General features: G+C 38.1%; 33 protein-coding genes and 1 pseudogene. 28 read left to right on the top strand and 6 right to left on the bottom strand.

The window, feature by feature from the left end; genetic code table 11:
• Positions 1-172: 172 nt before the first annotated feature.
• The 7 genes from QM917_RS07545 to QM917_RS07515 all read left to right on the top strand — a co-directional run bounded on the left by QM917_RS07545 (position 173) and on the right by QM917_RS07515 (position 7,024).
• On the top strand, positions 173-1,306 hold the full coding sequence (locus QM917_RS07545) for a LysM peptidoglycan-binding domain-containing protein (protein ID WP_414276369.1): 1,134 nt from the start codon (positions 173-175) through the stop codon (positions 1,304-1,306).
• Positions 1,307-1,456: 150 nt separating this feature from the next.
• Entirely contained in the window at positions 1,457-2,320 is an 864-nt protein-coding gene (locus tag QM917_RS07540; protein WP_414285412.1) for a DUF2262 domain-containing protein, read from the top strand.
• A gap of 168 nt (positions 2,321-2,488) precedes the next feature.
• Positions 2,489-2,905 (top strand): MarR family winged helix-turn-helix transcriptional regulator, encoded by a 417-nt coding sequence (locus tag QM917_RS07535; RefSeq protein ID WP_414285411.1) that lies wholly within the window; start codon positions 2,489-2,491, stop codon positions 2,903-2,905.
• A gap of 10 nt (positions 2,906-2,915) precedes the next feature.
• The gene (locus QM917_RS07530; protein ID WP_414285410.1) at positions 2,916-3,278 is read left to right on the top strand and encodes a DUF1304 domain-containing protein; all 363 of its coding nucleotides are present in this window, start codon (positions 2,916-2,918) and stop codon (positions 3,276-3,278) included.
• Between the two features lie 353 nt (positions 3,279-3,631).
• On the top strand, positions 3,632-5,410 hold the full coding sequence (locus tag QM917_RS07525; RefSeq protein ID WP_414285409.1) for a phosphotransferase: 1,779 nt from the start codon (positions 3,632-3,634) through the stop codon (positions 5,408-5,410).
• Position 5,411: 1 nt separating this feature from the next.
• A complete protein-coding gene (locus QM917_RS07520; RefSeq protein ID WP_153225647.1) occupies positions 5,412-5,597 on the top strand; it encodes a hypothetical protein in 186 nt (61 codons plus the stop codon).
• A complete protein-coding gene (locus QM917_RS07515) occupies positions 5,597-7,024 on the top strand; it encodes a cytosine permease (RefSeq protein WP_153225648.1) in 1,428 nt (475 codons plus the stop codon). The genes QM917_RS07520 and QM917_RS07515 overlap by 1 nt, the downstream gene beginning before the upstream one ends.
• A gap of 50 nt (positions 7,025-7,074) precedes the next feature.
• Here the strand turns inward: QM917_RS07515 and QM917_RS07510 are convergent, their stop codons facing one another.
• The 5 genes and pseudogenes from QM917_RS07510 to QM917_RS07490 all read right to left on the bottom strand — a co-directional run bounded on the left by QM917_RS07510 (position 7,075) and on the right by QM917_RS07490 (position 11,579).
• Complete coding sequence (locus tag QM917_RS07510; protein WP_311523817.1) at positions 7,075-7,932, bottom strand: DUF975 family protein; 858 nt, start codon at positions 7,930-7,932, stop codon at positions 7,075-7,077.
• Between the two features lie 106 nt (positions 7,933-8,038).
• Positions 8,039-9,184 (bottom strand): tyrosine-type recombinase/integrase, encoded by a 1,146-nt coding sequence (locus tag QM917_RS07505; protein ID WP_414285408.1) that lies wholly within the window; start codon positions 9,182-9,184, stop codon positions 8,039-8,041.
• 374 nt (positions 9,185-9,558) lie between these two features.
• Positions 9,559-10,482, bottom strand: a complete 924-nt coding sequence (locus tag QM917_RS07500; protein WP_414285407.1) for an exonuclease domain-containing protein — start codon at positions 10,480-10,482, stop codon at positions 9,559-9,561.
• 12 nt (positions 10,483-10,494) lie between these two features.
• Positions 10,495-10,619 (bottom strand): annotated as a pseudogene (locus QM917_RS07495) (ImmA/IrrE family metallo-endopeptidase); the annotation flags it as partial.
• 210 nt (positions 10,620-10,829) lie between these two features.
• Positions 10,830-11,579 (bottom strand): S24 family peptidase, encoded by a 750-nt coding sequence (locus QM917_RS07490; protein ID WP_414285406.1) that lies wholly within the window; start codon positions 11,577-11,579, stop codon positions 10,830-10,832.
• A gap of 163 nt (positions 11,580-11,742) precedes the next feature.
• On the opposite strand from QM917_RS07490, the gene QM917_RS07485 reads away from it, so the two are divergent.
• On the top strand, positions 11,743-12,018 hold the full coding sequence (locus QM917_RS07485; protein WP_414285405.1) for a hypothetical protein: 276 nt from the start codon (positions 11,743-11,745) through the stop codon (positions 12,016-12,018).
• Positions 12,019-12,092: 74 nt separating this feature from the next.
• Entirely contained in the window at positions 12,093-12,224 is a 132-nt protein-coding gene (locus QM917_RS07480) for a hypothetical protein (RefSeq protein ID WP_000446473.1), read from the top strand.
• Here QM917_RS07480 and QM917_RS07475 read toward each other — a convergent pair.
• Positions 12,221-12,928, bottom strand: coding sequence for a DUF4145 domain-containing protein (locus QM917_RS07475; protein ID WP_414285404.1), 708 nt, complete (start codon positions 12,926-12,928; stop codon positions 12,221-12,223). The two genes, QM917_RS07480 and QM917_RS07475, sit on opposite strands and share 4 nt — an antisense overlap.
• 56 nt (positions 12,929-12,984) lie before the next feature.
• Here QM917_RS07475 and QM917_RS07470 point away from each other — a divergent pair, with 56 nt between their 5' ends.
• The 19 genes from QM917_RS07470 (at position 12,985) to QM917_RS07380 (ending at position 21,730) form a co-directional block, all read left to right on the top strand.
• Positions 12,985-13,152, top strand: a complete 168-nt coding sequence (locus QM917_RS07470) for a hypothetical protein (protein WP_414285403.1) — start codon at positions 12,985-12,987, stop codon at positions 13,150-13,152.
• A gap of 17 nt (positions 13,153-13,169) precedes the next feature.
• Positions 13,170-13,382 (top strand): helix-turn-helix transcriptional regulator, encoded by a 213-nt coding sequence (locus QM917_RS07465; RefSeq protein ID WP_371590344.1) that lies wholly within the window; start codon positions 13,170-13,172, stop codon positions 13,380-13,382.
• 99 nt (positions 13,383-13,481) lie between these two features.
• Complete coding sequence (locus QM917_RS07460) at positions 13,482-13,772, top strand: hypothetical protein (protein WP_020903598.1); 291 nt, start codon at positions 13,482-13,484, stop codon at positions 13,770-13,772.
• An 11-nt stretch (positions 13,773-13,783) separates the two neighbouring features.
• On the top strand, positions 13,784-14,212 hold the full coding sequence (locus tag QM917_RS07455) for a hypothetical protein (RefSeq protein WP_414285402.1): 429 nt from the start codon (positions 13,784-13,786) through the stop codon (positions 14,210-14,212).
• Positions 14,209-14,547, top strand: a complete 339-nt coding sequence (locus tag QM917_RS07450) for a hypothetical protein (RefSeq protein WP_414285401.1) — start codon at positions 14,209-14,211, stop codon at positions 14,545-14,547. Before QM917_RS07455 ends, QM917_RS07450 begins: the two co-directional genes overlap by 4 nt.
• Positions 14,544-15,881 carry a replicative DNA helicase gene (dnaB, locus tag QM917_RS07445; protein ID WP_414285400.1) on the top strand — a complete coding sequence of 446 codons (1,338 nt, stop codon included), beginning with the start codon at positions 14,544-14,546 and terminating at the stop codon, positions 15,879-15,881. Before QM917_RS07450 ends, dnaB begins: the two co-directional genes overlap by 4 nt.
• Positions 15,882-15,883: 2 nt before the next feature.
• Positions 15,884-16,648, top strand: coding sequence for a conserved phage C-terminal domain-containing protein (locus QM917_RS07440; protein ID WP_414285399.1), 765 nt, complete (start codon positions 15,884-15,886; stop codon positions 16,646-16,648).
• Complete coding sequence (locus QM917_RS07435) at positions 16,649-17,470, top strand: ATP-binding protein (RefSeq protein WP_414285398.1); 822 nt, start codon at positions 16,649-16,651, stop codon at positions 17,468-17,470.
• The gene (locus QM917_RS07430) at positions 17,470-17,691 is read left to right on the top strand and encodes a hypothetical protein (protein WP_414285415.1); all 222 of its coding nucleotides are present in this window, start codon (positions 17,470-17,472) and stop codon (positions 17,689-17,691) included. The genes QM917_RS07435 and QM917_RS07430 overlap by 1 nt, the downstream gene beginning before the upstream one ends.
• A gap of 90 nt (positions 17,692-17,781) precedes the next feature.
• Entirely contained in the window at positions 17,782-18,198 is a 417-nt protein-coding gene (gene ssb, locus QM917_RS07425) for a single-stranded DNA-binding protein (RefSeq protein WP_394865456.1), read from the top strand.
• A gap of 11 nt (positions 18,199-18,209) precedes the next feature.
• Positions 18,210-18,386 (top strand): hypothetical protein, encoded by a 177-nt coding sequence (locus QM917_RS07420; RefSeq protein WP_414285397.1) that lies wholly within the window; start codon positions 18,210-18,212, stop codon positions 18,384-18,386.
• A 28-nt stretch (positions 18,387-18,414) separates the two neighbouring features.
• Positions 18,415-18,603, top strand: a complete 189-nt coding sequence (locus QM917_RS07415) for a hypothetical protein (RefSeq protein ID WP_414285396.1) — start codon at positions 18,415-18,417, stop codon at positions 18,601-18,603.
• Positions 18,596-19,090, top strand: coding sequence for a DUF1642 domain-containing protein (locus QM917_RS07410; protein WP_414285395.1), 495 nt, complete (start codon positions 18,596-18,598; stop codon positions 19,088-19,090). The genes QM917_RS07415 and QM917_RS07410 overlap by 8 nt, the downstream gene beginning before the upstream one ends.
• The gene (locus QM917_RS07405; protein WP_414285394.1) at positions 19,090-19,668 is read left to right on the top strand and encodes a hypothetical protein; all 579 of its coding nucleotides are present in this window, start codon (positions 19,090-19,092) and stop codon (positions 19,666-19,668) included. Before QM917_RS07410 ends, QM917_RS07405 begins: the two co-directional genes overlap by 1 nt.
• Complete coding sequence (locus tag QM917_RS07400) at positions 19,668-19,907, top strand: hypothetical protein (protein WP_102211041.1); 240 nt, start codon at positions 19,668-19,670, stop codon at positions 19,905-19,907. Before QM917_RS07405 ends, QM917_RS07400 begins: the two co-directional genes overlap by 1 nt.
• Positions 19,907-20,104 (top strand): hypothetical protein, encoded by a 198-nt coding sequence (locus QM917_RS07395; protein ID WP_414285393.1) that lies wholly within the window; start codon positions 19,907-19,909, stop codon positions 20,102-20,104. The genes QM917_RS07400 and QM917_RS07395 overlap by 1 nt, the downstream gene beginning before the upstream one ends.
• Positions 20,104-20,394 carry a hypothetical protein gene (locus tag QM917_RS07390; RefSeq protein ID WP_414285392.1) on the top strand — a complete coding sequence of 97 codons (291 nt, stop codon included), beginning with the start codon at positions 20,104-20,106 and terminating at the stop codon, positions 20,392-20,394. The genes QM917_RS07395 and QM917_RS07390 overlap by 1 nt, the downstream gene beginning before the upstream one ends.
• Positions 20,391-20,651 carry a DUF1372 family protein gene (locus QM917_RS07385; RefSeq protein WP_414285391.1) on the top strand — a complete coding sequence of 87 codons (261 nt, stop codon included), beginning with the start codon at positions 20,391-20,393 and terminating at the stop codon, positions 20,649-20,651. Before QM917_RS07390 ends, QM917_RS07385 begins: the two co-directional genes overlap by 4 nt.
• Complete coding sequence (locus QM917_RS07380) at positions 20,648-21,730, top strand: DNA cytosine methyltransferase (protein ID WP_414285390.1); 1,083 nt, start codon at positions 20,648-20,650, stop codon at positions 21,728-21,730. The genes QM917_RS07385 and QM917_RS07380 overlap by 4 nt, the downstream gene beginning before the upstream one ends.
• Positions 21,731-21,736 lie beyond the last annotated feature (6 nt).

Genomic DNA, 21,736 nt, shown 5'->3' with positions numbered 1-21,736 from the left:
TTCTTCAAGAAGAATGTGTCAGCCTGATGACAAGAAACTAACAAACTATTTCAAGTAATGTAATTTGTTACAACGAATGTACAGTTCTGTTAAATAGCCCCAAAAGGGCTTTTTTTCTATTTTCTTTGTGTTATGATAGACAGGTACTACATTTGAAAAGGAGTTTGATAGTATGAAGAAAAGAATTATTTTAGCATCAACAGTAGCCTTGTCCCTTGCCCCTGTATTGGCAACTCAAGCAGAAGAACTAGTATGGACAGCGCGTAGTGTTGAGCAAATTCAAAACGATGTTACCAAGAGTGAGAATAAAACAAGCTATACGATTCAGTATGGTGATACCTTAAGTACCATTGCCGAAGCTTTGGGAGTGGATGTGACCGTTCTTGCTAACTTGAACAAGATCAGCAATATTGATTTGATCTTCCCTGAGACAGTCCTTACAACAACTGTCAATGAAAAAGAAGAAGTGACAGAGGTTGAAATTCAAACCCCTGATACAGTTCAAGGTGGCGAAGTTACAACTGCAACAGCAGATTTGACAACCAACCAAGTCACTGTAGACGACCAAACTGTACAGGTTGAAGATTTAACTCAACCAGTTGCAGAAACAACTGTAGCTGAGCCAGTGGCAGAAGCAACAACAGAAGCTGTTACAGAAGTTGTAGCACCGGTAGAAGAGTCAGTAGTAGAAGCCACTACTGAAGTTGCAACACCAGCAGAAGGATCTGCAGCAGAAACAACAACAGGAGCCGTTGCAGAAGTTTCAGCACCAGTGGAAGAGCCGGTCGCAGAAACACCTGTAGTGGAAGAAACGACTACAACAGAAGCACCAGTTACAGAGACTGTAACAGAGACTCAATCAGCACCATCAACTTATCAAGCTGAAGCAAGCCAAGGTTCATCAGCAACTTATGCAGCACCAGTAGCACCTGATTATGCAAGTATTGCAGCTTCAAAATCAGAAAATGCAGGTCTTCAACCACAAACTGCGGCCTTTAAAGAAGAAATTGCCAACTTATTCGGCATTACATCCTTTAGTGGCTACCGTCCAGGAGATAGCGGAGACCACGGAAAAGGCCTTGCTATTGACTTTATGGTTCCAGTAAGCTCAGCTCTTGGAGACCAAATTGCAGATTATGCGATCCAGAACATGGCGACTCGTGGAATTAACTATATCATCTGGAAACAACGTTTCTACGCACCATACCCAAGTAAATATGGACCGGCTTACACTTGGAATCCAATGCCAGATCGTGGAAGCATTACAGAAAACCACTATGACCACGTTCACGTATCGATGAACTAATACAAAGAGAAGTTGAAACTAATCTAGTTTCGGCTTCTTTTTTTGTTATGCCCCACTTTATAAGTGAAATAAAATCTAAAACATGCTAGAATGTAAGCGAATACAAAATCGTGCTAACGATTTTAAGCATAGAAAGAAAGGATGATAAGGATGACAAACCGATTAAAAACTCCATTTGAGAAAACAAGAGATGATTTTGAAGAGGAATTTTGCGGAGAAATTGTTGAGCTCTTGATTTTTACCCTCCAAAATGTAAATGGGGCTGCTTCTTTAAAAGATGGTTGTCTCATGCCGTCCGTTCATTTTAAAGCTAGTGTCAATGTTGAAACTCAGGAGTTCTCTGAACGTGAGGGACGTTTGGAATGGCTCTTGACTCCAGAAGAATTTGAAGAAAAGCATTGGGGATTTAGTTTTGAACCCTACAAAATTCATCGTATTAAATGTCAAAAACGCCCCTTCATGGAGCTAGAGCCTTATATGTCAGAAGTGGCTAACAACTGCTACCGCTTGCTAGAATACCTAGATGACCAATCTACGGATGCTAGGTTAGAGACCTTGATTGAAAGCTATCAAAAACCAGTTATTATTCAAGACGTTATTGGAGAATTTACCTTAAACAGAGCTTATTCTTGGTTTGAAGGCTTCATCACTCATGAGGGCGTTAAGCTTCATGCTATGTTTGATGCGGGTGCAGATGAAAGTCTTCCTCCAAGTTCTTTCGATGATTTAAAGAAATTTATGGGATCTTTCCAAGTCCATGATGCTCAGATTAAAAACTATATCGTCAAAGAACTGTGGGAAATAGCTCAAGACTGGATTGATTCAGATGAAAATGATGTGGAGTTAACAGAAGAGTATTTTACCAACTCACTTTCCTTGAGTGAACTATCAATCAACGAAGATGGGGAATTGACTCTCTACTATGATGATAGCGAGGAAATTTTTGCGGGCCATGCCATCGAAGTTGTCATCGATAAAGAGGGGGAAATCCTTCGAGCGGACTTGGTAGGCTAATGGCTTGATTTTATTTAGAATGTAGAAGTAATAGTCTTTTGGAATTGAAACCAAGAGGCTATTTTTTCGGCGTGAGCAAAATAGTTGCGTTTTTACTCTGCTTGTAATATACTTGACGAGTCAATAATTGATAAATCAAACGCTTACAAAAGGAGAAAAATACTAAAAATGCATGAATTGCTTTACCAGCTCCATTTAACAGATCAGACCATCACTCAACTTTTTGAGAAACAATTGGGAATTAGTTTGACCCGCTATCAAATCCTGCAGTTTTTACTGCAACAGTCACCATGTAACCAAATTGCCGTTCAGGAGAAATTACAGATTGACCAGGCAGCTTTGACCCGTCATTTCAAGATTTTAGAGACAGAAGGCTATGTCAGTCGCAAACGTAATCGGCTTAATCAACGAGAAGTCTTAGTTGAATTAACCCAAGAAGCCAAGAATCAACTCTTGGTCAATCCGCCTAAACATCACTTGAAAGTGAAGGAACAGATGGAGAGCATCTTATCGCCTGCTGAGCAGAAAGAGCTGACGACTTTACTGACCAACCTAGTGTCAGGTCTAGAAAAAATAGAATTTTAAGGAGAAAACGATGTCAATTATTACTACCATTTTAGCAACACTTGTTGCTCTAGAGCATTTTTATATCTTTTATTTGGAAAGTATCGCAACTCAATCAGACGCAACCAGCCGAGTCTTTAATATGGACAAGGAAGAGTTGACTCGCTCCTCTGTCACCTCACTGTTTAAAAACCAAGGAATTTATAATGCCTTGATTGGGGTATTTCTTATTTACGGAATTTATTTCTCACATAGCTTAGAAATCGTAACAATCTTTGTTTTATTTGTCATAGGAGCAGCGACTTATGGTGCCTTAACAGCAGATAAAAAAATCATTCTCAAGCAAGGTGGGCCAGCAATCCTAGCACTCTTGAGTATCCTTTTCTTGAAATAAAAAGCGGAGGTGGAAAAAATATTGGATTTAAGAATCCATTATTATAAATCCTTATGCTTGATAAATTAAATAAAAAAGCGGACAAGATAGAATTCTGAGTATCAGAAACGAGTATGGTTCGCTTTTTTATTTACGATTAGATTTTTATACGAATTTTGTTTTTAAGTTGGTTCACTTCAGTGTGATTAAGGAAGTGCTATTTGTAAATCTTTAAAAACTTATGGAAATGCGTGGTCATGTTATTCAAGACTACTTCTTTACTATTAAAGTTTATTTGGATAATACTTGACAAAAGCGATTGTTCATACTATAATCTTTTTTAAACAATCATTGAACAAAAAGAGGTTATCAATATGATTTCAGAAAAACAATTTAAACTACTGTCTTTTTTGCAAGAGCATCCACAAGAGGAGTTTACACAAAGACAGTTAGCGGAACAATTGGAAGTTTCTTTAGGAACAATTAATTCCCTACTTAAAGAAATGAAAGAAGCTAATTGGATTGATCAAGAAGGTCACCTATCTGAGTTAGGAAAAGAAGCTTTAGAGCCTTATCGAGTACAAAATGCAGTGATTATGGCTGCAGGAATGAGTAGTCGATTTGCACCATTGTCTTACGAAGTACCAAAAGGATTGTTAAAAGTCAAAGGGGAGCGCCTGATTGAAAGGGAAATTGAACAACTACAGGAAGCAGGTATAGAAGATATTACGGTCATTGTAGGGTATATGCAGGAAAAAATGTTTTACCTTGCAGATAAATATGGTGTAAAAATCGTTGTCAATAATGATTACTATAAATACAATAACTGTTCTTCATTAATGTTGGTTAGAGATCAACTATCAAATACTTATATTTGTTCATCGGACAATTATTTTGCCGAAAATCCATTTGAGAAGTATATTTATAGGGGCTACTATTCAACAATATTTGTGGAAGGCGAGACAGACGAATATTGTGCTACCGAAGACTCCAACAACATGATTGTTGACATACAGATTGGTGGTAAAGACACTTGGGCTATGGTGGGACATGTGTATTTTGACCGTGCCTTTAGTGAAAAATTTGTAAAAATTTTAGAAACTGAGTTTAAACACGAGCCCTATAAAGAACAGCTCTGGGAAGATTACTATACCCGCAATGTTCATGAATTGCATCTAGAAGCTCGTCATTATTCAGCGGATATTGTTAAAGAATTTGATTCCTTAGATGAGTTGCGTCAATTTGATGACCGCTACTTGATGAATTCTAATTCTGAGATTATTGATAACATCTGCAAGACCTTGAATTGTGATGCTTCGGATATTGTTCATATTAAACCACTCAAAGATGGTTTGACCAATACATCCTTTAGCTTTGATTGTCTTGATAAAAAATATGTTTATCGTCATCCTGGTAGAGGAACTGAAAAATATATCAACAGATCAAGTGAAGCGGCTTCTATGGAAATTGCAGCAAAACTGCAAATAGACAGAACATTTGTTGCAATGGATAAAAACGAAGGATGGAAGATTTCAGAATTTATCCCTAACGCTAGACCGCTTGATTATGATAATTGGGATCATGTAGAAAAAGCTATGGGGCTCTTGAGAAAACTACATCAGTCTGGAGAGAAGACAACTCATAATTTTGATTTATTTGTAGGAATTGATGATTTTAGAGAAAAATTGAAGGCTAGTAATCGTTTTGAGTTTGATGGACTTGATGAACTCGATAAAAACATTTCAACTATTAGAGAATTTTTAAAACAGGATGACACTGAGAGAGTTTTATGTCATGGAGATTCCTATAGCCCTAATTTTCTCCTAAACGAACAAGAGGAGATGAGTCTGATTGATTGGGAGTATTCTGGTATGGGGGACCCTGCAGGGGATTTAGGTACCTTCATTGGTTGTTCGAATTATACTGTTGAACAAGCTGAGAAAGTGCTTGAGATTTACTTGCAAGAAGTTCCAGATACAAAAACAAGACGTCATTATTTAGCCTATGTGGCAGTGACATCTTATTATTGGTTCTTGTGGGCCTTATTCCAAGAGAGTGTTGGAAAACCTGTGGGAGAATTTCTTTATACTTGGTATCGATTTACCAGACAATACGGACAACTTTCATTAGAGTTATATCTAGGAGAAAAATAAGATGAAATCTGTATCTGAAATTGAACAATTGGTAGCAGATGAAACGAAGCGAAGACTGGAAGAAATGGAATCTCCAGACTATGATTTTGCGCAACCATTCTTAAAAAAAGATTTTGCTTTGATTGGTGTCATCATTGGAATTAATCTAATCTTGATTATCTTAGCTATGACAGGAGGAATTAAATAATGTCGAAAACGACCGACTTTATTCAACAAGAAACCATAACTGGGATTGTTCCAATGACTAGTAAGGATCGGCAATATTCCTTCTGGGATTTATTCTTATCAACAAGTGGTTTTGCGATTGCAACTTGGTGTTACACACAAGGAGCGTATGTTGCTCAATATTTGACCTTTAGCCAGATGTTAATCAATATTTTTAGCTTTAATATTATTTGGGTCTTTATCGAGTGTCTTCCCACCTTGTTTGCAGTGAGATACGGAATTGATTTATGGATTTGGCTTCGAGCGGTTTTAGGGAAGCGTGGAGTGGCATTTTTGTCAACAACTATCAGTTTAGCAAATTTTGGTTGGTATGCAGTTACTGCAAATCTTTTTGCCAGTTCTATGATTCATCTAGCTAATAATTTCGGCCTTGGACTGGAGAAGGGGATTTGGGCACCAATTCTTGGGACACTTTGTGTCTTATTAGGGACCTTGATTGCCCTTGGTGGACCGGAGGTTATAAAAGGTATTAATCGGTTTATGGTAATTGCTTTGCTAGTTGTTGGATTGATTATCGTTGGAATTTGTTTTGTAGCAGTTCCGATTACTGACATTATGAACGTTCAACCAGCAGTACAAGGAGATTTGAGCCCACTAGAACGATTTATGATTTCAGGAGAGGGGAATGTAGCGACTGCCTTTTCTTGGTCAACGCAAGCATTAATTTTACCACGTTTAGCAAAATCAGAACGTAGTGGGTATTGGGCTACTTCTTTATCTTATGGCGTGGTGGCACCATTCTTTGCTGCGACGGGGGGTGTTATGGCTCTAGCTATGTTTGTAAGAACAGGAGTTTACGAGAGTGATCCAACTGCGATGCTTTCAACCTTGAGTACTCCTACCTTTGCTCTTCTTAGTTTATTGCTAGTAGCTTTTGCAAATATTGGAACTCAAGGGACAGGATCCTATGTGAACTGTATGATTGTTAAAAGTGGTATGCCTAAGGTGAGCTATAAACTAATGGTTTGGATTGCCATGATTTATGTGAGTGCGTTAACAATTTGGGGTGGCGTAGAAGAATATTTTGGTTCTTTTATCTCGCTTGCAGCTTATATTCAAGGGCCTATTATTGGAATGATTGTTGTTGATTATTTCTTGATAAGAAAACGGAAATTAGATTTACGATCAGCTTATTTCTTAGATGGACATCAGGCTTATGAGTTTACTAAGGGATTTAATTTAGTTGGTTTGTCTTGTGTATTCGTATCTCTGTTAGTTGCGGTACTCTTTGTTTACAATCCCCTAACTAAACAAATTCAAAGTTCGATCTTCTTAATCACAACAGGTAGTGGCTTTACGGCGATTTTTGGTGGCTTCCTATATTGGTTGGCAAGCCTAACTCCATTAAAACACTACATGATTAAAGACAGAGATCAAGTAACCATTTAAATAAAAACAACCAGCACTTTCTATTGAGGTGCTGGTTTTAATCATTCACATTAAACTTTTCTCCGCTTGATTTCGAGTAATCTTTGATAAAAGAAGAATTGACTACTATAGATATAAGGGAAAGTAGGGATGCTCGCAATTCCGAAGCTGATCCAGATAAGGAGATACCAAGGAAGTAGCTGTAAATCAAGGACGAAGCGTTGGAACTTATAGCCTTTCATAAGGAAGCGACTGGTTTTGAGTACGCGGCTTGGCTTGGCAATTCCAATTGCAAGGGTATCGCAAAGGAGAAGCTCTACTTGGGAATAAGCGTAGTATTGTGGCAGATAGGCAATGGTTCCCAAAATCATCAGAAAGACGCTACCAAAGAAGTAGAGTGCAAAAGTGAGCAGAAAATGTTCGATATCTGAATTGGTGACGTCTACGGCTGGAAATTCGGGATGAAGTTCTACAAATTTACGAGCCATGGCACTGCTATAAAAGAGCAAGTAGACACCAAAAAGATTAGGGATGCTCCACAAAAAGAGATAGAAACGCTTGAGCAAGAGAGTCAGAAAGGTCTGGGTGAAGAAGCGGTTGTCAAGTAAGGACAGACTATCTTTAAAGGAAAGCTCTATCTCGGAAATTCTGTAAAGATTAATGGTTGTAAACAGAGCACCAGCTAGGATAATAGAACTTGTAAATCCTATTGCTAGAGGAAAGAGTGAGGACTGGATCAAGCTCATCAAAAAAGTAAAGAAGGATTGCTCAAGAATCCCCTCATCAAGTAAGGATAATGGGCTTATAAAGCTGGATAGAATCAGAAAAATGCTTGGTAATAAAAAGACAAGCAATAGACGTGGATGTTCAGCTTGAAACTGTTTAGCTTGTTGACGAACTTCTTTTAAATCAATTTTTGGGTATTTCATTCTTTCATTATACCATAAATAGTACATAGCTTGCTAATCCTTTGAAAACAGTGGACTTCTAGCGTGTTAACCAAAAGTGAATACGATATTGAATACGACTTTACTTTTAGCTGGAGCGGATGAAATCCATGAGCTGATCAACTACTTCAACACGTTGATTATCATTGATGTGGGTATACATATCAAGAGTGATTTGAACATTATTGTGACCGAGTCTATCTGAAATAATTTTTGCTGCAACACCAGCTTCAAAAAGGAGAGAAGCATGTGTGTGCCTAAATCCGTGAGGCGAAATTTTTTTAAGTTTATTGTGTTTACGAAAGAATCTGCTAAGCTTCACTTTCATAGTTGCAGCTAAAAGCCATCCACCGCTATTATTCGTAAAGATATAATTCGAATCATGTTGGTATGCTTTACCAACTTGGAAATATTCTTTTATTTGCTGTCGTTTCCAGAGTTTCAAAACATTCAGAGTTTCATCATCTAAGGTGATAACCCTCTTACTCCTTTTAGTTTTAGGATCCTGGACAGTTTGTTTTTTGCCAATCACGACAGCCGTGCGAGAAATGCTTAACCGTTTATTTTCAAAGTCAACATCTGACCACATGAGGCCGATTGCTTCTCCAGTTCTCAAGCCAGAAAAAGCGAGTAAGTGAAAAAAGGTATAGTCTACAGGCTTAAAATTTGCTTTGGAAACTTTAAGAAAATCCGTTAGTTCCTGTTTTGTATAGTAGTTTTCTTTGCCCTTTAAGGGTTTATTTTTAGGCTTGATAATCTTGTCTAAGGGATTTGACTTAATGATATCAATAGAAGTGGCATACTTGAAAATACGGCTGATGACAGAGTAGTAATTAGCATATAGGATATAGCGATTACTTAACTTGATAGCAACCTTTTGACAATAAGCTACACTGATTTGCTGAATCTTCATATCTGTAAAATATGAGTCAATCATAACATTAAGTTTTTTCTTAACGTTCTGATATGTTGTTGGTTTTACAGTGCTCTTGTAGCTTTCAAGCCATAGCTCAGCAACTTCAGCGAATGTAGGGTTCTGGAAATCCTCATTGTTTGAAAAACCATTTTCTTCAACATCTAAGAGAAGATCACGTTCGGCTGCCTTGGCCTCTTTGATGGTCTTAAAACCACGGCGTGTTGTGCGTTTTTCTTTTCCAGTTGCTGGGTCAATGCCCAGGTAAGTTTGAAAGAGGTATCTAGTCTCTCCTTTTTTTGTAATGTATTTTTTTATCATAAAATGTCCTTTCTTTTCGATTGCTTGCCCGCATAGTTGAAAAGGTGTAGAACTTATGATAAACTATAGTTGTATTTTTTTATCATCCTTTCGATTGCTTGTCACATGGAAGGTTGAAACCTCACACTCAAAAACTTGGCGGTCGGAGAGTGTGGGGATTTTTTAATTTTTAATTCAACAAAAAAACGGTAACTAAGTTTATAGTTACCGTTTCTGCGTGGCAGCTTGTGCCAACCAGATTATTTGCACTAGGATTTCTCCTAGGTTAGTAACTATATATTATCAAATATATTTCATTTTGTCAAAAATGGAAAGTTGAATCCTTATATTCAAAGATTGCTGTTGGAGAGTGTGGTTTTTTTATTTTTTGTTAATTATTCCTCAAGCAATCTTATAAAATCATTTTCTGTCATGATTTCAATATCTTGACCTTTTTCTAACAAGGTTTGTGCTTTTTTCATTTTACTGCTTAATCCATCTGTGCCAACAACTCTCCAATCTTGTTCTCCAACAACTAATATATTGGTGTGTTTGGTTACACCTTTTTCAGGGATACCACCAACTAACGCAGCAGCTTTGTTAGCTTCTTTTCTAGTCATTCGCTCGAGTTTTCCAGTAAAGCAAAAGTATAAACCGTAAAAGTAATGGTCTGGGTTCATTGCTGCTTTTTCTTCTTCTGTAGGAGTATAGATGAGATTATCTTTGTACTTAGCGTCTTTTTTTCTCTTAAATCCATACTGGCCAAGTAAGCCGGTTTTATTGTATCTATATTCTTTTAAAAAAGTATCAAGGTCGGAAAATGAATTAGCAGATAGTAAATATTCTAAAATCAATCCACTCGCTCGTGCATCTGATAGAGCATTGTGATGGTCTAGCTCAATATTCAAATGTTTAGCTAGTCTTTTTAATTTGTAACTCAGTTGTCCAGGAAGAGCAACCTTGGCCAATCGATACGAACAAATATACTCTATATTATCAAAATCCAGTTCATATTTTTGGTATACGTCTTTAAGAGCACCCATATCAAACTGTGCAAAGTGGGCTACAACTATATCAGAACCAATAAAATCAACAATATTTTGCCGTACTTCCGGAAATGTAGGAGCATCAGCAACATCTTCAGGTTTAATACCGTGAATAGAAATGTTGAAGGTGTCAAACCTTGTTTCGGGATTTATTAAAGTGTAAAAAGTATCAACAATATTCCCATCTTTAAATTTTACTAATCCGATAGAACAAACGCTACCGCGAAAGTCATTCGCAGTTTCAACATCTAAAGCAACATATGAGTAAGACATATAAGTTTCCTTTCATTCCAACAATGCTAAGCATTCCTCTTTAACCATGATCTCACTTGTCATGGTTTTTAGATTGTAGTATTTAAGTAATCAAACTCTGTAGGAACGTCAAGTCTCTTCAGAGCGTCTTTATAGAGTCTTTTGTTATTCGGATTTTTTTGATAAGTGTTGTTGAATAATTAAGGCTACGTTAGCTTTTTCTTCTTCGGTCATAGGAGGTTCGTTTGGATCGTCTACCGAAAATTCGATAGCATGCCACTTATCATTGACTCTAATCCACTCTCTTCGTCTATGACATTGACAATCTAGGTTGTGTATAATCACTTCCATGGGTCTGCTTTCACTACTCATATTATCTCTCTATACAAATCCACGACTTCGCCGATAATTCGGAAGTCAGTCTCTGGTGTAATTGGCATATCTTTATAGGCCGGATTCAAGCTGTGTAAATAAGCTTGGTCTTCATCAATAACGAGCTGCTTGATATAAGCATCGCCGTTATAGTTGAATACGCCGATAACTCCGTCACTCAAGTCTACGCTTGTCTGAATGAATACCAGGTCGCCATCGTGATAGTCAGGTTCCATGGAGTCCCCTTTGATAGGGATAACAAAGTCAGCGTCTACATCTACTGGCAACTCAATCTGTTCCACTCGTACATCATTCAAATACTGCCCTGTACCTGCAGAAGCTGGGTGGTCGTAGTAGTCGTAACTGTAGAGCTGAATGACTTCTGATACTTCGTTTTCCTTCGTTTCTTCTTCGTTTTTCTGCTCGTTCAGTTGCCTCTTTGCATAATTCAGGACTTTTACTTGTCTTGTAGAGTTTAGTTCATCGTAGATGGTTTGGATGGAGGAAGTGGGAGAAGAAGAGTCTTTTTGAATCGGAGGGAAAAGGTCATCAATCGAAATGTTAAAAGCATTCGCCAAGTCAAACATTGTATCCTTTTTAGGAGATCTAAAACCTTTCTCATAATTCCCGATAGCATTTTTACTTATCCCTATCTTAGTCCCTAATTCTTGTTGAGTCCAACCATTTTGAAGCCTATATTGCTTTATATTTTTGCCTATTACAATGGCAATTTCTTCTTTATTCATGATTGAGTCCTTTTTATTTTTCTATAAGTAAAGTATAACACAAAACCCACGAAAAGAAAACTTTTTTTACTTTTTCGTAAAAAAAATGTTGACAGCCCACGAAACGTGTGCTATAATTAAATCAAGCTTAAGGAAATAACAAAACAAACCGGAGGGAAACACCATGAACACATTAAACGAGAAAGCCATCAACATCTTCAAAGCAGTGGTTGCAGAAACCTTGCTTCAAAACACATACGAGGAACGCTTCCTCTATGGTCAGCTTGAATCATTCTGGAACAACTGCCGTCAGTTCGCTTTCGGATGGACAGAGTTGGCAGAAGAGATCGAACGCCAAGAGTGTTACCTTCTTGATGCTGGTTTCACTCAAGACGAAATCGATGACATTCGTTTCGATGCAGCATTCGCAGGAATGATGGACAAAATGAATGTAGCCTGATCGGTAGCACAAGGGTTCGACTCCCTGGCAGGCTGTTGCTCACAGAGCGAAAAAAGGAGAAAGGAGGAAAAGAGATGGAAAGTGTTGAAATTGTTGAATTAATAAAAATTACATTTAAACGAGGGAAAGGAACAGAAGATGACCCGGTTAGAGTTGTAACTCAGTATTGGGACAAAGAAAATGTATTAATCTTTGAGAAAGATTAATTGTCTCTTCTTTCAATAGAATTTCGGTAGGAATCAGGTAATAGGTTATATATGTCTAGAATTTTTTTAGGTTGGGTGATTCGATTATCTACAATCAAGTTGATAAAACTTAACAATGATAAAGCTAACTCTTTGTTATCTTTTATGTCTATTTGACCTGGATGTACAGCATTATTCCCTATTACTCTAACACTGTCTAGCATTTGTTGGATTTCTATTGGCATTCCTTTAGAGACAAGACTTCCAATTTGGGTGTTTAAATCTTTACCTTGTGCGTTTAAATGAGCAACAAGCTTTTCAATAGCTAGACGGGATAGAGCTGCAGAAGCTCTAGGAGATATATTTAGAACTTCGCCAGCTTCAATATAGATTTCTTTCACATCATCAGGCATATCATTATTAGGTTTAGGTACTCCTTCGGCAACATTTGGGAAAATTAATGTCAACGTTGCATCGCTTGTGTTTAATACGAGCCTGGAGATATTTATTTGGATTTCATTTGTTATCCAAATAGAAAATTGATTACAAGCCTGACATTGTGCAATTATAATAAATTTGATAGATTCGTTGTAATCTCCATTGATGTCAATAGGATTATAAGTCCATAAATGGGAAGAGAAACCTGAACATACAGGGCATTGAAAGGCTTTTGAATTGCCTGCGAAGCCACCGCCTAGGCTTAATTTAGAAAGATCAAATGACATATTATTTCTCCAATCATTTTATTTTGATTATACCACATTTGAAAGGGGGTGAGGAAATGAGACCAAGACGGTATCCATATAGCGGGAAAATAAAAGCCTCAACTACAGAAATAGTCAAGGCTTGGAAAGATGCTTACTCAGACTTTATTGCCAAAACCCAAAATAAGCAAGAAAGCTCTAAGCAGGAATTAGATAATGCTATTTTGAGAGTTCAGATGAATTAAGATAAGGAGGTAGGAACGTGCAAATTTATTTGTATCAACTAAGAAAAGAAAAAGGCATTACACAGAAAGAATTAGCTCAAAAACTTGGAATTTCTGAAACGGCATATCGTCAGAAAGAGAAGGGACAGAGCGCTTTTAAATCAGACGAAATGTTTATTATCGCCGATATTCTAGAAAAAGATATTGGCGAAATTTTTTCAGATCCAAGGCCACGAAACGTGGTTATTTAAAAACAAAAAAGCACCTGACGGAAATCAGGTACTTACTTAAACAATTTAAACCATTATATCACAAAAATGCTTGCCCGCATAGTTGAGAGGATGTAGAAAATGGAAGGAATAACGTTACAATTACGATTGGATGGCGAAAGTGCTGAATTGTTCACGAATCAATTATTGGCCTTTGCTGAAAAGCAGGTCAAGGAGCAGTTAGAGAATGATCGTATGCCAATCAATCAACAGGCTTTGATGAAGAAGTTTGGCTTTACTCATGGCTATATTAAGAAGTTAGAACGTAAAGGATTAAGATTTCGTAAGCAAGGGAAAGATATTATGTACGATGTCAATGATGTTTATGAGATTTTAGAGTTAGAAAAAGAAGTACGAAAATTAAGAGCGTAAGGGAGAACAAAATGACAGAACCAACTTTATCAAGCCAATTGCTTGGCTTAGTGGCAATCTTTATCGTGGTATTCATCCTGTTGCTACTGACTGATAAAAATGAAAAATCGGATGAACAAAATGTAGTAGTCATCATTAAAAAAACAGAAGATTTCGGAGAAGTTGCCCGAAGAAACTTGAAAAATAGCGATAGAAGATTTACCTATGACACTCAACCGCCTGTCGGCCTTCCTTCAACGATTGAGGACGTGCCTCATAGTTTTAGAGAATGCATCGAAGATTATGACAGACTGGCTAACGACTACCAGGAAGAAGCAAGAAATAATGATCTTCTAAGAAGTCAAAACGCGAATCTCTTAGAAGAAAACGGTCGCTTGCTCTACAAAGAAATGACCATGGATTTTCGGCAGAATCCAAGAAAATGGAGGGCAAAGACATGAGTGTTAGTCGTGACATGAGCGAAATGGAAATCCGTGTGTTAAACATGATCATGAATTGCGCTACTTTCGATCTGCCCATTCAAGCGAGCGAAATCCGCCTAGAAACTGGACTGTCGAAGCGTAAGCTGGAAGAGGTCATTGAGAGTCTGCGTGTGAATTTTGGTCATCCTATCGTGGGTAAGAAGATGAAGCCGAACGGCTATTACTTGCCACGAAGCGAGGAGGAGCGACAAGCTGGACTTGCTCCTTATCGTCGTCAAATTTTGACCGAGCAAAAGAACCTTGCTGCGGTTATGAATGTTGATTTGGATAAGTATTGGGAGGATAGCGCATGAGTGATGAATTTATAATACTACCTCATGATCTAGTAGCTGAGCAGTCGGTTCTTGGGGCTGTCTTTATCTCCCCTGATTCACTTATATCTCTAGTGGATGAATTGGTTCCAGATGATTTTTACAAGCCTGCAAACAAGATTGTATTTAAAACTATGTTGTCCTTGCTTGAAAAAGGTGAGCCAATTGATGCGACAACTATGGTCTCTGCTCTTACTAATCAGGGGGATATTTCAACTATTGGGGGCATCAACTATGTTGTCGAGCTAGTAAACTCCACTCCGACATCGAAGAATGTGGAGCATTATGCAAAGCTTGTGAAAGAAAAGGCTACGCTCAGAAAGATGATAGCAAACCTATCTGACTCCCTCTCGAGTGCTTATCAGGGTGATGTGTCCATCGATGACATTATCGCAAAGACTGAAAAGTCTATGCTTGATATCAGCAATCAAAATACGGGTACTGGATTTCGTAATGTGGCTGATATCCTTGATACACACATGCAGATGGTCGAGACTCGCTCTCAGACAGATGGAGTTGTGACAGGTCTATCTACTGGTTTCGTTGGACTGGACAAGATTACGACCGGTCTTCATGAGGATAATCTCATTATCCTTGCTGCTCGTCCTGCAATGGGGAAGACAGCGTTAGCTCTGAATATCGCTCAGTACATCGCAGTCAAAGAGAAAAATCCTGTTGCTATTTTCTCGCTTGAGATGGGTGCGGAAAGCTTGATTGAGCGGATGTTAGCAGCTGAGGGCATGGTAGAAGGCTATCATCTAAAAACTGGGAATCTGAGTGTTGAGGAATGGAGTAGGCTAGTGCATGCACAAGGGAATCTCTATGACGCACCTATTTTTGTCGATGATACGGCTGGTATTCGCATCTCTGAGATACGGTCAAAAGCTCGAAAGCTTGCCCAGGAAATGGGAGGTCTTGGAGTCATTATCATTGACTACTTGCAACTGATTACTGGATCAAAAGGTGAGAATCGTCAGCAGGTAGTTTCTGAGATTTCTAGGGAATTGAAGATACTAGCTAAGGATTTGAAAGTACCTGTCATTGCCCTGTCACAGTTAAGCCGAGCGGTTGAGCAGAGACAAGATAAGCGCCCGATGCTGGCAGATTTGCGAGAGTCTGGCTCTATTGAGCAAGATGCTGATATTGTCGCTTTCTTGTATCGTGATGCCTACTACCAGAAAGAGCAAGCTGACAGTCAAGAAGCGAATAATGTGACGGAGCTGATCCTGGAAAAGAACCGACATGGTAGTTTAGGGACGGTTAAACTATATTTTCATAAAGAATACACAAAATTTTCAAGTGTGGAGGAGGTATAACCATGATTAAAAAAAGTGAAGTCACTGGTTTTTTATCGTTTTTCAAATTTCCAAAACCATTCATCTATGATGAGAAATATAAGACTTTGAGCAATAACGCTAAAATGCTCTATATGCTTCTATTCGATAGATTAGAACTGTCTTTAAAAAATGGCTGGCATGATAAAGAAGGGAACGTCTTCCAGTATTACACCAATGAACAGTTGATGATTGACTTAAATTGCAATAGCAACAATACGATTATCAAAATCAAAAAGGAGTTGAAAGATGCTGGTCTAATGACGGAAGTAAGACAAGGAATGAACTTACCGAACCGTATTTATCTTGAGGCTCTTAACGGAAGTGTAGAAAGTACATTTCAGGAAGTGCAAAAAGTGCACCTTGGAAGTGCAAAAAGTGCATTTCAGGAAGTGCAAAAAGTGCACACAATCAAGACTGAGAATACTAAGACTGAGAATAACAATAATAAATTGTCGATTTGTAAGGAAGTTATTTCTTATCTCAATTTGAAAGCTAAGAAAAATTTCAAGGTAAATACTGCTAGTCATCAAAAATTTATCAAGGCAAGACTGAAAGAAGGATATGTCCTTGAAGATTTTAAAAAGGTTGTGGATATCATGGTTGCTAAATGGAAAGGTACAGAGTATGAACAGTATCTTCAACCACAAACGCTTTTCGGCAATAAGATGGATAATTATCTGAATCAGCCTATGCCAAAACGCTCTACAATCTTGACTAGTACGGTTGACGAAAGGCTAGGATTTTAGATGAAACAGTTTAAACAATTTAGAACTAGAACAGTTCTTGATGATGTCTGTGAAATCCATGGATGCCATCTTTGGTCTGTTAAGATTCCTATTAAGGGCAAGATTGAGGAAATCAGTCAATGTCCCGAGTGTGAGAAAGAGAACATCCGAATCTTTGAAAAGCAGTTGAATATGGAATCAGAGGTTAAAAGCAAGCTATCGGACACTTATGAGGTCTTTGCTCGCGATAGTATCGTTTCAACTAAGCTGGCCAGCAAGTCACTACATGACTATGAGATTCAGGTTGATATTGATGAAAAGGCTATGAATTTCGTGAAGCGATTGGAACGCTACTACGCTAAAGGTGAGACTGGCAATGCTATCATCACTGGCCCTTCTGGTGTTGGTAAGAGTCATCTGACCTATGGTTTTGCTCGATTTCTCAATGAGCAGTTCAAGTCTTATGACGAACCGAAAAGCGTGCTCTTTGTATCTGTTGTGAGCTTATTTGATAAGATTCGAGAAAGTTTTGAGTTTGACAATGGATTTTCAGAAGCTAAGATGGTCAAGCTATTGTCTGAGGTTGATTTTCTTTTCTTGGATGACCTTGGGAAAGAGAGCCGTAAGGCTGATACGAAGCGGAACGAGTGGGCTCATCAGATATTGTTCAAGATTTTGGATAATCGGACAAATACGATTATCAATACGAATTTGAGCAGTGAAGAAATTAAGGAGCTTTACTCAGACGATTTTGGGAATGGTGCACTGTCAAGTCGCATCTTTGAGGGAGCGACAGGCAAGTGCTTTGTGTATCCTGCTGGTATGAAAGATAGGAGGTATTGATGTTAAATCTCTACTTCGTCTATAACGGGCACTGCCAATTCTTTCTTGGGACGTTTAATAACGTTGACGATCTCATTGAACGGATGGAAGACCATCAATGGGCATTCTCAGCTATTACTCACCCAAGATTTCAGAAGCATATCGGCAAGCGGACAACACGATTCGACTACGGTGCTAAGGATTGTTACTATTTAGCAACTTTTTCAGGAGGGAAAAAATGATTGAACTTATTAAGGAATTTGGAATGGCATTTCTATGGCTCTCTCTAGGCTATTTGCTTGGAGAGAAATCAGCAAAAAAGGAGACTAAACATGATTAATAATGTGGTTTTAATTGGGCGCTTAACTCGTGATCCAGAATTGCGATACACGCCGTCAAATGTTGCAGTTGCGACCTTCAACCTTGCAGTCAATCGGAATTTTAAAGGTGCGAATGGAGAGCGAGAAGCTGACTTCATCAATTGTATCATGTGGCGTAAGCAAGCTGAAAATTTTGCAAATTGGGTTAAAAAGGGTGCTCTTGTGGGAATCACTGGCCGCATCCAGACTCGTAGCTATGATAATCAGCAAGGGCAACGTGTCTATGTGACGGAAGTGGTTGCTGAGAGTTTTCAAACGCTTGAAAAGAAAGATAATTCTGCGAACCAGTCGAGCATGGAGAATCAGATGCCACCAAGCTACGGGCAGGGTGAGCCAATGGATATTTCAGATGATGATTTGCCATTTTAGGAGGTAGAACAATGCCAAAACCTAAAACGTATGCATTGTACAAAGGCGACAAATTACTGGGAACAGGGACGGCTCAGGAGTTGGCTGAATTAACGGGTGTATCTGTGAGCACGATCCATTACTACAACACCCCTACCTATCAACGTCGCACCAACCCAGACAGGGCTAGACGATTAATTGCCATTTGAAGAGGGCAGACATCGATGAGGTATTTGAATGAAGTATACTAAACAGGACTTGATCGACGGAATGAAACAATCAATCAAGAGGAACGAAGAAAAAATAGCCGAGTATTCGAAACCGTGCGATGCACGGAAAAGACGAATCAGAGCGCTGGAACGGGATTCGCTGAGAAAGAGGAATGAAGAATTGAGGAAGAAAGTGAAGGAGTTGGAAGATGAATAAACGGGAATTGATAAGAAAGTATGAAGAATTGTGGAAAGAACACAGTCCTTTTCATGAGCCTGTACCTTATATTTCAATGGTTGAACTTTTTTTGAAAGAGTTGAAACTACTAGACGAACCAGAAAAAGTCAAAGTTCCACAGTTTGTGGCGGATTGGATTGAGGAAGCTAGAAAATCTTGTAAAGATGTAGTGGAATTATTAGAATTCAATTTCACGAATGAAGAAGTCGGTAATTGGTTTTTACGAGAAAATCCGATTGATTTAGTCGCTCGAGCTTGGCTATTCGGCTACGAGGTAGAGAAAACAAAGTATGTAGTGACCGATGGCAATCATTTGTATTTTAAAGGTTATCAAGAAGATGTTGATATTGTCATACTAGCGGATGAACAACCTGGCACGATGGATTATGTCAAGAAATTTGATACAAAGGAAGAAGCTCAAAAAGCTGCAGATATTCTTGGTTGGAAAGTACAGGAGGTGGAGTGATGGAATCATTTGCACACTATTTCAACAAGCATCTTGCTAAAAAAATCGAATTAGATGATATTACAATCATTGATTATCATAGTCCAGAATATAATCTAATGCATAATCTAAGATATATTTTCGATAAGAAAAATTCATCTCTAGCCATCACAGGTGATTTCGGTGAGTTGGTTGCAGTAAATTTTAATAATATGGGTAGTTGGGAAGATTTCTATAAGGATTTCACAAATAACCCTGGATATTTTATTGAAAAAATCAAAGCATCTAGTCGAAATCTTTTTGTTTATAATGAAGATGAAGCTAAAAAAATTATTCTTGAGTATTTCTTTGATAATAAGCGATATGAAGACTTAGACGAAAATGATCGATATTATTTTGATGAACTATTTGAATATTTCGATGATCGGTATGGATTCAAACACATTACTGATACTGTTCGAGAATTCCTGAGTGAACAAGATTCAGAATACTATGAGACTCTTGAATTCGCTGGTAAAAAAGTGTCTCAAATAGTATTTCTATATTTGGATGCTTATAAAAGAGCGTATGAATCAATAAAAAATGAGGAGGTGGAGTGATGAATCTTAGACAAAAAAGAAAACACTACAAATATTCTTATCGATTTTTTGTAGCTTGGTTTTCTGTCCATGATGAAAGTTTTTCCATTCCGTGCCCGAAAAAATATAAGAAAACGCTCAAACAAAAATTAAAAATTAAAAAAACTTATGATTACGATGAATGTTGTAGAAAGTATTGGTTATACGAGGAATACTCTGGCAACATGCCAAAATTCATGAGAGGAAATGAGGTTGAGTGATGCCTAGAAAGATACAAGCAGCGATTACACAAGATCTATATGACCATGTCGAAGCAATTAAAGAATATGGTGGTTATGGAAGCGTGTCTGAAGTAGTCAATAAAGCACTTGAAAATTTAGTAAATGAACATACTGACAATGAAATATATAAATATTATTTGCAAAAAGTAAGAGATGGAAGAAATGAGGTTGAGTGATGGTACAAACACTTGAACAAGCTACAGAAACTGAAAGCAAACGCATAAAAATCCCTGCGAAAATCAGACCGTTCGATGTAGGTTATCGAGTAGTAAACAAACACGGTCAACCGCTTGCCTTAAGAAATGGAGCAAGTATATTCGACTTACCTTTTCTAGCGGAAAAAGCTATAAAGAAAGAATTTGGGAAAAACGATCCAGATTTTGATATTGAAAAGCATTCTGTTGAAGAGGTTGCTATTATCAATTTAAGTAAATTTCATAGCTACTTTGAGGAGGTCACAGATTGAAACGATTCATAGCTATCTGGATTTTATTATCTGCTGGATTAAATATTTGGCAGAGTATCCACATTAAAAAACTAGAAGAAAAGCGCCCAATTATCGTCTATAAGGCGGATAACGTAGGCGCTGAGATATTCGGTAAGGTCGTCGATAAAGGACGACATGGCAAGCTATACACGCTTACGATTCGTGATTACGGTGTGTTCGTGGTTACGAAGGACGGGTACGAGAAGGTAAGAGTTGGGGATGAGGTGAGGATTTGAAATTTCTTGATCTATTCGCAGGAATTGGTGGTTTTCGTCTTGGGATGGAATCCGCTGGTCATGAATGTATAGGATTTTGTGAAATAGATAAATTCGCTAGAGCCAGTTATAAAGCGATACATAACACAGAAGGAGAAATAGAGCTACATGACATCACAACAGTATCAGATGAGTCTATTCGAAGAATCGGACGTGTGGACATTATCTGTGGAGGATTTCCGTGCCAGGCTTTCTCAATTGCAGGAAACAGACGAGGTTTTGAGGATACACGAGGAACTTTGTTTTTTGAAATTTCACGGTTCGCATCTATTCTCAGACCTCGATATTTATTCCTTGAGAACGTCAAAGGACTTCTCAACCATGACGGAGGAGCTACATTTGAGACCATCCTCGGAGCCTTGGATGAATTGGGGTACAACATGGAATGGCAAATGCTTAACAGCAAAAATTTTGGAGTTCCCCAAAATCGAGAGCGTGTGTTCATTGTCGGACATCTTAGAGGAGAACGTACCAGAAGAATTTTTCCTCTCGGCGGAGAAAGTCAGTCAACTAGTAGCCAATCAGTCGTGAAAATAGGAAACGTTAACCCATCAGGAAATGGTATGAATGGAGAAGTCTATCAAGCTGACGGCTTGGCTCCTACGCTCACAACGAACAAGGGAGAGGGTCAGAAGATAGCTATAAAAAGCAATACCATAAAACAATTCGGAGTTTTGCAGCCAAATTTTAATCAATGCGGTGTGGTTTACGAAACAGACGGTATCGCACCAACTATAAGAGCCTATCAAGGCGGAGGACTTGAACCTAAAATCATTCAGCGTGGTCATGGATATAATCAAGGTGGAGTGCATGAAATAGCTCCTACACTAACAAGTAATAGCTATCACGAAAATAACCATTTATCATATGGTTATCGTATTCGCAAGCTAACACCTCGTGAGTGTTGGAGATTACAAGGCTTTCCTGACTGGGCATTTGACAAAGCTCAAGAAGTAAATAGCAACAGTCAATTATACAAACAAGCAGGAAATAGCGTGACAGTCAATGTTATCGCTGCAATAGCAAAGGAATTGGAATGAGGTGAT

It is taken from the genome of Streptococcus infantis (genome assembly GCF_047460685.1).
GTDB lineage: Bacteria > Bacillota > Bacilli > Lactobacillales > Streptococcaceae > Streptococcus > Streptococcus infantis_AD.
The sequence above is the reverse complement of the archived record's forward strand: the minus strand, read 5'-3'. Positions and strand labels throughout refer to the sequence as shown.

Bases quoted from the DNA above. Each gene is read 5' to 3' on its own strand.
- QM917_RS07510 (WP_311523817.1), bottom strand. From the start codon at position 7,932: ATGAAATACCCAAAAATTGATTTAAAAGAAGTTCGTCAACAAGCTAAA.
- QM917_RS07400 (WP_102211041.1), top strand. From the start codon at position 19,668: ATGAATCTTAGACAAAAAAGAAAACACTACAAATATTCTTATCGATTT.
- QM917_RS07415 (WP_414285396.1), top strand. From the start codon at position 18,415: ATGAAGTATACTAAACAGGACTTGATCGACGGAATGAAACAATCAATC.
- QM917_RS07390 (WP_414285392.1), top strand. From the start codon at position 20,104: ATGGTACAAACACTTGAACAAGCTACAGAAACTGAAAGCAAACGCATA.
- QM917_RS07490 (WP_414285406.1), bottom strand. From the start codon at position 11,579: ATGAATAAAGAAGAAATTGCCATTGTAATAGGCAAAAATATAAAGCAA.
- QM917_RS07395 (WP_414285393.1), top strand. From the start codon at position 19,907: ATGCCTAGAAAGATACAAGCAGCGATTACACAAGATCTATATGACCAT.
- dnaB (WP_414285400.1), top strand. From the start codon at position 14,544: ATGAGTGATGAATTTATAATACTACCTCATGATCTAGTAGCTGAGCAG.
- QM917_RS07475 (WP_414285404.1), bottom strand. From the start codon at position 12,928: ATGTCATTTGATCTTTCTAAATTAAGCCTAGGCGGTGGCTTCGCAGGC.
- QM917_RS07480 (WP_000446473.1), top strand. From the start codon at position 12,093: ATGGAAAGTGTTGAAATTGTTGAATTAATAAAAATTACATTTAAACGA.
- QM917_RS07545 (WP_414276369.1), top strand. From the start codon at position 173: ATGAAGAAAAGAATTATTTTAGCATCAACAGTAGCCTTGTCCCTTGCC.
- QM917_RS07405 (WP_414285394.1), top strand. From the start codon at position 19,090: ATGGAATCATTTGCACACTATTTCAACAAGCATCTTGCTAAAAAAATC.
- QM917_RS07530 (WP_414285410.1), top strand. From the start codon at position 2,916: ATGTCAATTATTACTACCATTTTAGCAACACTTGTTGCTCTAGAGCAT.
- QM917_RS07505 (WP_414285408.1), bottom strand. From the start codon at position 9,184: ATGATAAAAAAATACATTACAAAAAAAGGAGAGACTAGATACCTCTTT.
- QM917_RS07420 (WP_414285397.1), top strand. From the start codon at position 18,210: ATGCCAAAACCTAAAACGTATGCATTGTACAAAGGCGACAAATTACTG.
- QM917_RS07460 (WP_020903598.1), top strand. From the start codon at position 13,482: ATGGAAGGAATAACGTTACAATTACGATTGGATGGCGAAAGTGCTGAA.
- QM917_RS07435 (WP_414285398.1), top strand. From the start codon at position 16,649: ATGAAACAGTTTAAACAATTTAGAACTAGAACAGTTCTTGATGATGTC.
- QM917_RS07500 (WP_414285407.1), bottom strand. From the start codon at position 10,482: ATGTCTTACTCATATGTTGCTTTAGATGTTGAAACTGCGAATGACTTT.
- QM917_RS07450 (WP_414285401.1), top strand. From the start codon at position 14,209: ATGAGTGTTAGTCGTGACATGAGCGAAATGGAAATCCGTGTGTTAAAC.
- QM917_RS07430 (WP_414285415.1), top strand. From the start codon at position 17,470: ATGTTAAATCTCTACTTCGTCTATAACGGGCACTGCCAATTCTTTCTT.
- QM917_RS07535 (WP_414285411.1), top strand. From the start codon at position 2,489: ATGCATGAATTGCTTTACCAGCTCCATTTAACAGATCAGACCATCACT.
- QM917_RS07455 (WP_414285402.1), top strand. From the start codon at position 13,784: ATGACAGAACCAACTTTATCAAGCCAATTGCTTGGCTTAGTGGCAATC.
- QM917_RS07410 (WP_414285395.1), top strand. From the start codon at position 18,596: ATGAATAAACGGGAATTGATAAGAAAGTATGAAGAATTGTGGAAAGAA.
- QM917_RS07485 (WP_414285405.1), top strand. From the start codon at position 11,743: ATGAACACATTAAACGAGAAAGCCATCAACATCTTCAAAGCAGTGGTT.
- QM917_RS07440 (WP_414285399.1), top strand. From the start codon at position 15,884: ATGATTAAAAAAAGTGAAGTCACTGGTTTTTTATCGTTTTTCAAATTT.
- QM917_RS07515 (WP_153225648.1), top strand. From the start codon at position 5,597: ATGTCGAAAACGACCGACTTTATTCAACAAGAAACCATAACTGGGATT.
- ssb (WP_394865456.1), top strand. From the start codon at position 17,782: ATGATTAATAATGTGGTTTTAATTGGGCGCTTAACTCGTGATCCAGAA.
- QM917_RS07525 (WP_414285409.1), top strand. From the start codon at position 3,632: ATGATTTCAGAAAAACAATTTAAACTACTGTCTTTTTTGCAAGAGCAT.
- QM917_RS07470 (WP_414285403.1), top strand. From the start codon at position 12,985: ATGAGACCAAGACGGTATCCATATAGCGGGAAAATAAAAGCCTCAACT.
- QM917_RS07520 (WP_153225647.1), top strand. From the start codon at position 5,412: ATGAAATCTGTATCTGAAATTGAACAATTGGTAGCAGATGAAACGAAG.
- QM917_RS07540 (WP_414285412.1), top strand. From the start codon at position 1,457: ATGACAAACCGATTAAAAACTCCATTTGAGAAAACAAGAGATGATTTT.